At 49.0% G+C, this 9,961-nt stretch carries 9 protein-coding genes; 4 read left to right on the top strand and 5 right to left on the bottom strand.

Annotated elements, in window-relative coordinates; translation table 11 throughout:
* Nucleotides 1-77 precede the first annotated feature (77 nt).
* The gene (locus tag KME12_22530; protein MBW4490566.1) at nucleotides 78-1,667 is read right to left on the bottom strand and encodes a hypothetical protein; all 1,590 of its coding nucleotides are present in this window, start codon (nucleotides 1,665-1,667) and stop codon (nucleotides 78-80) included.
* Between the two features lie 708 nt (nucleotides 1,668-2,375).
* Between KME12_22530 and KME12_22525 the strand changes: the two genes are divergently transcribed.
* Entirely contained in the window at nucleotides 2,376-2,582 is a 207-nt protein-coding gene (locus tag KME12_22525; GenBank protein MBW4490565.1) for a hypothetical protein, read from the top strand.
* Between the two features lie 124 nt (nucleotides 2,583-2,706).
* Here the strand turns inward: KME12_22525 and KME12_22520 are convergent, their stop codons facing one another.
* Nucleotides 2,707-4,137, bottom strand: a complete 1,431-nt coding sequence (locus KME12_22520) for a HAMP domain-containing histidine kinase (GenBank protein ID MBW4490564.1) — start codon at nucleotides 4,135-4,137, stop codon at nucleotides 2,707-2,709.
* A gap of 225 nt (nucleotides 4,138-4,362) precedes the next feature.
* Between KME12_22520 and KME12_22515 the strand changes: the two genes are divergently transcribed.
* Together KME12_22515 and rpsU are read left to right on the top strand one after the other, a co-directional pair.
* Nucleotides 4,363-4,698 (top strand): RNA-binding protein, encoded by a 336-nt coding sequence (locus KME12_22515; protein ID MBW4490563.1) that lies wholly within the window; start codon nucleotides 4,363-4,365, stop codon nucleotides 4,696-4,698.
* Between the two features lie 136 nt (nucleotides 4,699-4,834).
* A complete protein-coding gene (gene rpsU / locus KME12_22510; protein ID MBW4490562.1) occupies nucleotides 4,835-5,020 on the top strand; it encodes a 30S ribosomal protein S21 in 186 nt (61 codons plus the stop codon).
* 69 nt (nucleotides 5,021-5,089) lie between these two features.
* Here rpsU and KME12_22505 read toward each other — a convergent pair whose 3' ends face one another.
* The 3 genes from KME12_22505 to KME12_22495 form a co-directional block, all read right to left on the bottom strand.
* Nucleotides 5,090-5,725 (bottom strand): Uma2 family endonuclease, encoded by a 636-nt coding sequence (locus KME12_22505; protein MBW4490561.1) that lies wholly within the window; start codon nucleotides 5,723-5,725, stop codon nucleotides 5,090-5,092.
* A gap of 53 nt (nucleotides 5,726-5,778) precedes the next feature.
* The gene (locus tag KME12_22500) at nucleotides 5,779-5,997 is read right to left on the bottom strand and encodes a type II toxin-antitoxin system HicB family antitoxin (protein MBW4490560.1); all 219 of its coding nucleotides are present in this window, start codon (nucleotides 5,995-5,997) and stop codon (nucleotides 5,779-5,781) included.
* Between the two features lie 120 nt (nucleotides 5,998-6,117).
* Nucleotides 6,118-9,327 carry a glycoside hydrolase family 15 protein gene (locus KME12_22495; protein ID MBW4490559.1) on the bottom strand — a complete coding sequence of 1,070 codons (3,210 nt, stop codon included), beginning with the start codon at nucleotides 9,325-9,327 and terminating at the stop codon, nucleotides 6,118-6,120.
* Nucleotides 9,328-9,680: 353 nt separating this feature from the next.
* Between KME12_22495 and KME12_22490 the strand changes: the two genes are divergently transcribed.
* Nucleotides 9,681-9,851 (top strand): hypothetical protein, encoded by a 171-nt coding sequence (locus KME12_22490; GenBank protein ID MBW4490558.1) that lies wholly within the window; start codon nucleotides 9,681-9,683, stop codon nucleotides 9,849-9,851.
* The last annotated feature ends 110 nt before the right edge of the window (nucleotides 9,852-9,961 follow it).

The following is a 9,961-nucleotide window of genomic DNA, read 5'->3' as shown; positions in this document are numbered from 1 at the left end:
AATCAAATTGCTGGCTGAGGAATTAGAATCCTATCTCCCCTTCTGGCAACGGTCTGAAACTTTACCCAAATGGGATATCACCATTCTTCCTGCTTGACAGGGGTGTTATTTATTTGCAACCCCCTTAAAGCAATGCCCAAGCCTAAAGCTAAGAATTCACTCCAGTCCGCGAGGCGTGGTTGCTGCCGTTGTCGCCAATACTGAGCCACCACGAGCATCAACGCTAAATAGGGGAAGAAGCCTACCCCAGCCAAGCTCGCAGCGGTGAATGAAGCTCCTGCTACCTGTTCACCCCAACTCAGAACAGCTTGCCTGTTTCCCACCGGAATCAACCGCCACAGCAACCAATAAGCCTGTAGCCCCACCAGAAAAGCAGCGGTGAGTGGAACAACCTGATGTAGCTGCCGTAAGCGATCGCTGAGGAGCCATAACCCTAAGCCACTAATTGCGATCGCTTGCCAAGGAGGTGCCACTGCGACTGTAGCCAACCAGCCAATCAGCAATAAAGCGGCTCCCGCTGGAACCCACAAGGCTCTGCCCGGATTCTGTCGTGCCAGCCAGCACAGCAGCCAACCACAAATGCCCACCGCCAACCCTAACTGATGGACTGGGACTTGGGCGACCAAAACAGCTCTGGCAATCAGTAGCAAAGCTGAAGCTGCAACCGCAATGATGCTAGGCGCTAGCCATGCCTGCCCCGGTGTGGGAGAAGAAACGGCCTCTGAATCAGGCGATCGCGCTTCTGGAACGGCTCGGGTCGTAGTAGTTGCTGAAGCTTGGTCTTGCTGCAACAACACAAATGCAGTGCCGACTGTCCCTAGATAGGTAGCAATCAGCGGAAATCCGGGCCACCCCCAACCCCAATGCAGCCAACTGAGGGCAATGCTATCGAGCAGGAGCAACCGAGAACTAGCGATCGCACTCTGCCTGAGCCCCAAACGCCTGAGTCCTAAAAGTTGCAGTAGCAGCGCCGTCAGCACCAAAGCCGCAATAGCCGCGATCGCCCAGCCCCCAGGTTGTTGCCACAACTTAAACCCATCCATCATCCAGAAATTAACTGGAATGATCAGCAACGTCGCCGTCTGCAACATGCGAGTGGTGAGCTGTAAGTGAGGTTGCTTCGCGGTCCACAAACTGACTGCCCAGAATGCCAAAGTGTAGGCAAACAGAATCCCGTATTGCCCCGTGGGAGGAAAGTTGCGCCACTGGCTTGCTGCGAGCACTCCAGAAGACACCACCACCATAAACACGCCCAGAAATAGCAGCCAAATGACGCTAATCTCGGTCATTAATGATTGCAGGCGTTCGGCTAAGAAGTTGCTTTGCCTGGTAGTAGAGCTTGTAACGCTAGTAGGGCTAGCAACGCTGGCAGAGCGAGAGGAAGATCGAACACCTGTTCTAATGCGGGGTCTTGACGGGGATCGCTCAGGTAGCTCAGTGACAAAGTCCGAGTCAAACTCAGCATCACTGACGGACAGGGGGGTGGGCAGGGGAGTGACCGGAACAGGCTCTGGTAAGGCACAGGTGAGATAGCGATCGCCAAGTTGCTTAATTTGAGTGTCTGAGAGTAGCCCCAGGTTTTGCCACGCTTCCAGCCCTTCTAGCAAGGCAGAAGTCTCCTGAACGGTGAGTTCAATCCTAACCAGGCGATCGGATTGAGATGCCATGCTTCACTGCCCTCCCCACTCATATTCGAGATTGCTAGCAAGATACCAAGCTTTTTTGCATGACCGCTCACTACTTGCACTTTATTAAGCATCAGCCCTTCAGGAGCGTGATCTTTTCACAGATAGCTATCCCATAAACCAGCTTCAAAAGCCTGATGAACATTTAGATTACATTAGGGCGTTTGAGGGCATCAGTTTTCCATCTGAAATCACAAGAATGAATTAGATGAACTTTTGTAATTGAGGATAAATACTTACTGATTTAAGTTGCAATATTGAATTCCGTAATTGAGGATAAATACTTACTGGTTTAAGTTGCAATATTGAATTCCGTAATTGCTATAGCTCTTGAGTAACTTGTTGCGTCATTTATTGAGTTGCTTTTTGTATCTGCCTCAGGGGGATCAGCACTTCAAGTTCACTGAAACCCTTGAGGCGGTGAGTGATTCGACTTCTACCTCTACCAAAAGGCAGAGATCATAGAACCCTCTAATTGCTTCACTAATTCGCTCGTTCTTCATTAGTTAGCGTCACTTCTTGGTGATCCCTCAATTGTGTAACAAAGGCTGCTTTCTGTTTTAGTGAAATATTAAATAACTTAATGATCGTTCTCTCTGTCTAGTGATAAGCTTTTAGGAATCAAGCGAAGATGTGAACGAAACACATCAATCGTAAATTTAAAAAAGCTTAATCTTGGGGAAAAACACCATGGCTATTACAGATAACTATAATGTTCAAATCGAATCAGGAACCCGTAACCATAAGGGTTTCTTCATTGAAGATACAGACTATAAATTAGTTGGGATCGACCAATCTGGCTGGGCGCTGATTTGCATGAATGATGCTGTTTGCCATTACGTTGATCCTGACAACATCAAGGTTTTGGCCGATGGCTCGGTAGAAATAGCTGAATAGAGTCTGCTCAGATAGCAGTCTAAAAGCTCATTCCTGTTAATCGGCTGTCCATAAGGGCAGCCTCTCTTTTTTGAAGCTTATCTGAGTTGATGATTTGGGTAATCCTGGTCGTGAGGCAGGGCCACTACCCCCTTGTGATTAAGGAGTGATGGCAGGTCAAGGTAACGGTAAAGGTCGTGCCTTGTTCCGGTTGACTGTCAACGCAAAGGCTACCTTGATGGTTCTCGACAATGGCATGAGCGATCGCCAGTCCTAAGCCAGAACCCGTGGTTGCAGGTTTGGCGATGCTAGTTTCGGCGTTTTCGTGAGTGCGGGCGGGGTCAACTCGATAGAAGCGATCGAAGATATAGGGCAATGCTTCCGGCGGAATGCCAATGCCTGTATCTCTCACCTGTATTTGCAACTGCACGATATGATTGCGCTTCACCTGCTGTAGCATCACTTCAACCTGTCCGCTACTAGGCGTATACTGCACGGCATTGCCGACCAAATTGGTAAATAGGCGGGCCAATTGATCGCGATCGCCCTGTAAGGTAAAGGGTTCGGGCGGGATTTCACCTTTACTGCTATTGCGCGGACGACTCTCAGGGCGAAGCTCTAATGGAGGCTCTGCTGGCTCCTCTATATCTAAGGATAAAAATACGCCTTTTTCGAGAGCGATCGCTTGTTGTTCCTCCACCACATCAATCAACAGCGCATCCAAGGCCACAACTGTCCAACGCGGTTGCACCATACCACTGTCTTGCCGCGCTAAAAAGAGCAGATCATCCACTAATCGCCCTAAGCGTCGAGTTAGCCGTTCCACCACTTGAAGTTGTTGTTGCTGCCACTGCGGATCAGGATTGGGGTCAGAGAGTGCCACCTGTACATTGGTCTGAATCGTGGCGATCGGGTTTCTCAACTCATGGGAGGCATCGGCTGTAAATTGTTTTAGCTGTTGGTAAGACGCTTGCACTGGCTGCATGGCTAACCCAGAAAGCAACCAACCAATGGCCGCAACTGCTACAACCATCAGGCCAGTTCCCAAGCTCAAGTCAAAGATTAACTGTCGAATCGGTTTGGTCACTTCAAACCAGGGATGACTAACCCGCAAATAGCCCAGCACTTGCCGCCCCACCTGGACTCGTTGGGTTACTTGCCGTAGCAGATCGGGTTCTTGGGTGCCATCAGTCGGTTGAGGCGGTAGATGTACTGTTTCGCCTGTACTATTGGGATGCAAAGGTACATTTAAGGGAGCTGAAAGAGTGGACCACAGCAGTTCTCCTTCAGGACTGAACCACTCTAAGTCAATGTGGTCATCTTCTACGGTGTCGGCATTGTTGCGAAAACTGGCCTCTATATTGATCCGTAAAGGGCCACCTTCTTTGTGAAAGTGCACTGGTTCCAAGACCAGCGATCGCTGAATTACTTCCACTACATGATTTAGCGTGTCGTCAATCCGCTCAATTAAAGTGCTACGCACATAGAAATAGAAGCCACTAGCAAACAACAACAGGAGCACTGCGGTTACAATCGTGTACCACAAAGCTAAGCGCCGACGAGTCGTTTGAAACATAATCAGTTAATATAAGTTAATATTAAAGCAATAAACCCTCGCTCCAGTCGCAAAATCTAGCTGCGTTATTTTGTCAACGGAACAAGAGATGGCCTTGGATGGGCTAAAGATTCTGTGCTACCGTGTCTAGTGAGCATTAAGTTTCGGCTGACGGGTTTGTTCTTTGATTGACAGGCATCTCTCCGAATCTCAATCTCTACACTTTTTCTGATTCTGGAGTTTTCCATGTCAATCTACATCGGCAACCTATCTTATGAAGTGACGCAAGAAGATGTGAGTGACATCTTCTCAGAATATGGTACGGTGAAGCGGGTTCAACTCCCCGTAGACCGCGAAACAGGCCGTATGCGCGGCTTTGGCTTTGTTGAAATGTCAAGCGACGCGGAAGAAACCGCAGCGATCGAAGCTCTAGATGGAGCTGAATGGATGGGCCGTGACCTGAAGGTTAACAAAGCGAAGCCCCGTGAAGAGAGAAGCCCCGGCGGTGGTGGCGGTGGCAATCGCCGAAGCGGTGGTGGCGGTGGCGGTGGCAGCAGAGATGGATTTTCTCGCCGCTACTAAACCTTCCTTAAAGCTTAGGGTTTAACTTAAAAGTTGTGGGCGAGTGAGGCAGGGGCCAGCCGTGTCTCACTCTGCTAGAAATATACTGGGGTGTTCACAACCACCTAGCAAGTAATGAAGCTCAGGAGGCAATCGCATGACCCAGGTGACTGTTGGCGAAAACGAAGGAATTGAGTCGGCGCTGCGTCGATTTAAGCGTCAGGTCTCCAAAGCAGGAATTTTTTCGGATATTAGACGGCGACGGCACTTTGAGACTCCCATCGAGAAAAAGAAGCGCAAAGCGATCGCTAGAAGACGGAAGAGACGGTTTAATTCAGCTTAATTGAGTCAGTTAAATAACCCGCTATTATCCCCCGCAGCGGTTGAACAGTAGGAGTGTAGTGAGCGATCGCTACACTCTTTGTTCTCTTACCCAGGATCGGAAAGTCCGAATTACACCTGTTTCACCGATCGCAGGGCTTTGATTCAGAAATCGGGGAATGACAGTCAGAAGCAAATTTCCAAAGGTAGGACTGTAGCTAAGTTGAGTATATTGTCCCTGCTGTAGCTGTTTGATGGTTAACTCACCATTGGCGTAACGCCAGATTTCGGGGACTCCCAAGGCAACATAGATCGGCTCTTTGTTTAGGGATGAACTACTGAAGTCTACTTCCAGCACTAAATCAGGTGGCGGGTCGCGATCGAGATCAATAGTTTCTAGCGCTCTCACCTTAGATTCGTTCTGAATGTAGAAGCAGGAGTCTGGCTCAATGCCCTTGAGTAAGTCTTTTCGTTTACAGGTCAATGCCCCAGCGCTACGAATCGGTAAATCCAACTCCTCTACAAGGACATCTATCAGCTTTTCGATCAGGCGTTTGATATGTTCATGAGGAAACAACGGGGACATAATTTCCAGAATGCCTTGGTCATAAGCGAGGCGGGCGTTGCTAGTCTCACCTAGCTCACTCAACATCAGCTCAAACAAACGCCAACTGACGTTGTGCAAAATGATGCGTTGTTCGCCTAAGGTGGGCGTTGCGATGGTCATTCCTTCCTCCGCTTTACTCCGAAAAATGATTCGTAATGCGATCGCCACAACGACTAGGCAACTTGCAGTGTTCTAGGTTCAGGTATAGGTTCACCTTCTGCTTGCCAAGCTTCGAGATACATTTCAATCACTTCTTCGCCTTGGTGAATTGCTTCTTCACGGGTTTTGCCATGAGTGCAAGGCATGACAACCAGATCTGCAAATTCTGGAATTGTCACTAGAAAAAGCTGATCTTCATCGGACCATTGAATAATCATGCTGTATCGACTCATGAATTCTTGTCCTCCCTTAGATTCTCCAGCTCAATTAATAACTGAGCTAACTGCTTTTCAAGGTAGCGCGGCACATCATCTCCATCTTTGCCTGGAATTGTCAGTGCGATCGCGCTTTACTTACACTGGGTTGGCTTGACCCAACTGAGCCAGGAACTGTAACGCCTTCACTACATAGCTGGCGCAGAGATAGGGTGAAGTGTCGTAGAACGATCGCCAAGCCGAGGCTTTGTATTGGGGATATTGCTCCGCGCGATCGGGGAATCTGTCTAGCCAGGACAGGCGCACGGCGTGGCCGATCAATACGTCGAGCACAATCAGTTCTTCAATTTGTAAGTTGGGGTTGCGTTCTGCGATCGCCGCCAATTCCATTAGAGTTTCGATGTTGACTTGGCGATACTCTGGAGCCTGAATTTTGTTCAACAAATGCTCCACTCGCAATGCAAAGTTGGGTTCTCCAGGCGTCATTTCCGCCAGAATTAAATGACTGTCTAGACGGTTGCGCCGCTCTAGCTTGTCGCCAATGACTAAGCCTTTGCAGTGTTTTAACAGTCGCCAAACTTTGAAGTAAAAGTCTTCTGGTACACGGTTGAGGGCTCCATCCAATTGACGTTTTTGTAACCAGCTACCAGTAGGTGACTCGGACTCGGATTGCTCTGGCAACACCACCCACTCGATCGCCTGTTGTTGTTTGACGTGCAACGATTCTTGCTGGAACAGGGTCTGATTCAAACCTTCGTATCCCGCTAAAACTTGGCGGAGGCGCATTTTTAGCTCGAAGGGGCTGAGTTCCATCAAGTGTTCGTAAGCTTCGTCTTGGGTGACTTGCAATTCACGGGACAAAGCAGTGGTAATTAATAAGATTAGGTAGCCCACTCGCAGCGTCAGCAAACCATCAAAAAGCTGTGGCTCCGATTGGATCAGCAAACCGCAGTAGATCAAGATTTCTTGAGTGAGGACGCGATCGCGAATGTCTTCGCCGCAGAACTCCTTGATTTTGTCGATGACCTCGGTGTAAGACATGGGACGGGTAATTAAGGAAGCTTCACTGTAGGACTTGCCCACCGTAATTTGCTTTTGCCGCACCAAAATATCAGTCACCGCATCCGATAAACCAATATCTACTTTATTGAGCAAACCCGCTGCCCGCCGAACTACCGCCCACAATTGCAACGTTCCAGCTTTGGTATAGACCTCATTGAGGAGATCAACTACTGTCACCGAGCGTTGCGGGCCTTCAAACCCCGTCTCAAACTCTAACCCTCGCAACCTTACCAAAGTTTGTAAGAGTTCAATTTGCTCGTAGATGTTTTCCGTCTCTCGCAAACTACTCAATAGCAAGTCGATATTGGTTTCGCATTCCAAGACAAATTCCTGAGTGTAGCCCAAGGGGCCGCTTTGCTCTGGATTGAACGCCAAGTAAGAGCAAACAGGCGAAGCATCTTGGACTGAGGTGGTAGAAAACTTGAAATTATGCAGAAAATCAATCCGCTCAACTCCTGCCGTCAGGATCAATTGGTTCAGTCGTCCCAATCGGACAGCAATGCCATTGCAGTAGCCATTCTGCAACTCTTGCATCAAATCCAGAAGCGCTCCACGGCCTGTTTCTAGCATTGCTTTGGTGATTAGCAATGTGAGAGTGGGTCTACCAAGTTGACACCAATGGGATTGAATATAGGCCAACTCACTTTTGATCTGAGCGACTAGAAAGTGGTAGTCCAGTGTTAGATAAAACTGTTGCGGATCGAGGCAAGAAGGCAAGAAGGCGATCGTTTCGCCACAAATGCGGAAGACGCGGCAAGTAGTGAGACTGCGGAGCCGTCGTATAGGCCGACCGCTCAGGTCAAGTTTATCATTGCGACCAATCTGGGTGTACGCTGCCGATAACTCAGTGGCATGACGAACTTGTAATGGTTCTACCTGCTTCGGAGTTTGGGTGGCGATACCATAGGCCGCAAGTTTCTCCTGAATGGCTTCATCCTCAGCCAGCATCGCAATCTGGATTAGGGGTTCTCGATGTCGTCCGACGCACAGATGCCGCCCTAGAGGATCAATGTCTCCCAAGGCAATTAAACCGTCGCTGAGCATACAGCCGAGAAAATAAAGGCTCTGTGCCCAAACCAGAGGGATGTTTTCATTGGGTAAACGCTTCTGGCTCTGGGGTTTTTGGCGCTCGGCATCAATACTTTCTTGGGGTACGTAGTACAGTTCTGGCAGCAGTTGCAGGCCGTCTTGCTCGACGAGTAATGTTTTTAGCTTGGCTTGGTAGTCTTCCACTTGGGCGCGATCGCCTTGGAACAAGCCATCTAGCAGCAGATAGGTGAAGAACAACGGCCACTCACATTCCACATGCTCAAATTGCTTCAACTCCCAAGGTTCGTAGTGCAAGCGGGTGGTGTCTTCCAAAACTGTCTGATGACCGTCTCGCAAGAAACGCTTACAGCCGTACTTGCCTTGCAGCTTCTTGATGATGGCGGTACGAGTGCGCTCCATCAACGGGCGATCTTCCACAGCAAAGGCAGGAAAGCCAATCACACTCAACAAAGCCGCATCAATTTCTTTAGAACCAGATTCTCGTGGCAACAGGGATTCCAGAGTGATTCGCGCCCGCGCAATCTCGTCGGGTAACACGTGAATGACTGACGCTTGGCTACCCCGCACACCAAACAAATCTAGGCCATTGATCGCCTCTAGCGCCGCCTTCGCCATGCCGATAGAGCTAGCATTCAGCTCTGGATTGCCGTGGTTGGTTTTGTTGCCCCGTTCCCAAATGCCGTAGTCTGGGGTGCGGTAAGCCCGTCCAATGTAGTAGACCAGGTTTTGAATAAAGTTGACTTCGTCAATGCTGTAGACAATTGAGAGGCCAGAAGCCGTCATCTGAGCCAAGATCAGCAAAAATAGGGAGGTGGCATCGAGTTGCAGGTGGCCCCATTCCCCATCTCCTACGACCGTATCGCCAGTGTGGGTGTCGTACTTAGCGTGGAGTGCGTCTAGCGCTGATTGCGTCGCCTTAAACTTCTCGACTTTGTGGGTCTGCCGCATCATGGCAAACAACAAGCCGCGCATTAACTTCACGACGCTATGCTCTAGTTCGTAAGTACGACCTTGATCTTCGTCTACTTTGCGGTAGGCCAGCGCTAACCCCCACACGGCCAGAATGCTATAGACGTTGTCCCTAACCCAGGCATCGGTGTAGTCGCCGTGGGCATTGACCGCTGTGCTTGCGGGTAGCAGCCCTGTTATGGGATTTTGGCGCGTCAGGATGATGGTGTTGATTTGGCGGTAGTAGTCATCTAAGCGCGCTTGCAAATCAAGGGATGCGGTTGCCATGTTTCGGTTACTTGGAGAACTGAGCCTAAAGTTGTAGAAGTCAATTTTAGTCTTTCGGCCACGTTTGAGTGATGCGATCGCGACGTTGCCAAAGCCTGCTGATCCGACGGGCTGAGTGCCTTTATTATCCCCGGTTTATGAGCAATTTATACCGGAGCAGAAAGGACTGAATGGGTGGCTGCTGTCGTCAGCAATTTCACCATATCTTCATCAGAATACTCATCGCTATACTCGTATCTTTACGAGGGATCAGCTAGAACAAGAATTAGGACAAAGGAAAGAGACGAAATAAATCATTTGGCAGAAGTGGTCTGCTCGGCCAATTGGATACTTTGAAGTCAGGAGCAGACAATTTGTTCATTCTTACTCCTATTCATCCGGTGGTGTGTATGTCTCGTCGCCTCAATCAAAACAAATCTCCCTTTCTGAAGATCGTCTACTCTCAAGTCAAGATAAACGGCAAGGTTGAACTCGTCCCGATGGAAATGTATGCGGATGGTTCACTAAAGCGCTGTGAATTCTAAAACTATCAAATCTTTTTTCTAAGCTGTTTTCTGTAATTTTAGATTCCATTTAAGCGATCGCTTTTCTTGATTTTTTACTAGTTTCTAGTTTTACTAACCAAGCACTCACA

Origin of the sequence: Trichocoleus desertorum ATA4-8-CV12 (assembly GCA_019358975.1) — a bacterium.
Classification (GTDB): domain Bacteria; phylum Cyanobacteriota; class Cyanobacteriia; order FACHB-46; family FACHB-46; genus Trichocoleus; species Trichocoleus desertorum_A.
Note: the sequence above shows the minus strand (reverse complement) of the source record. Positions and strands in the feature narration are given on the sequence as shown.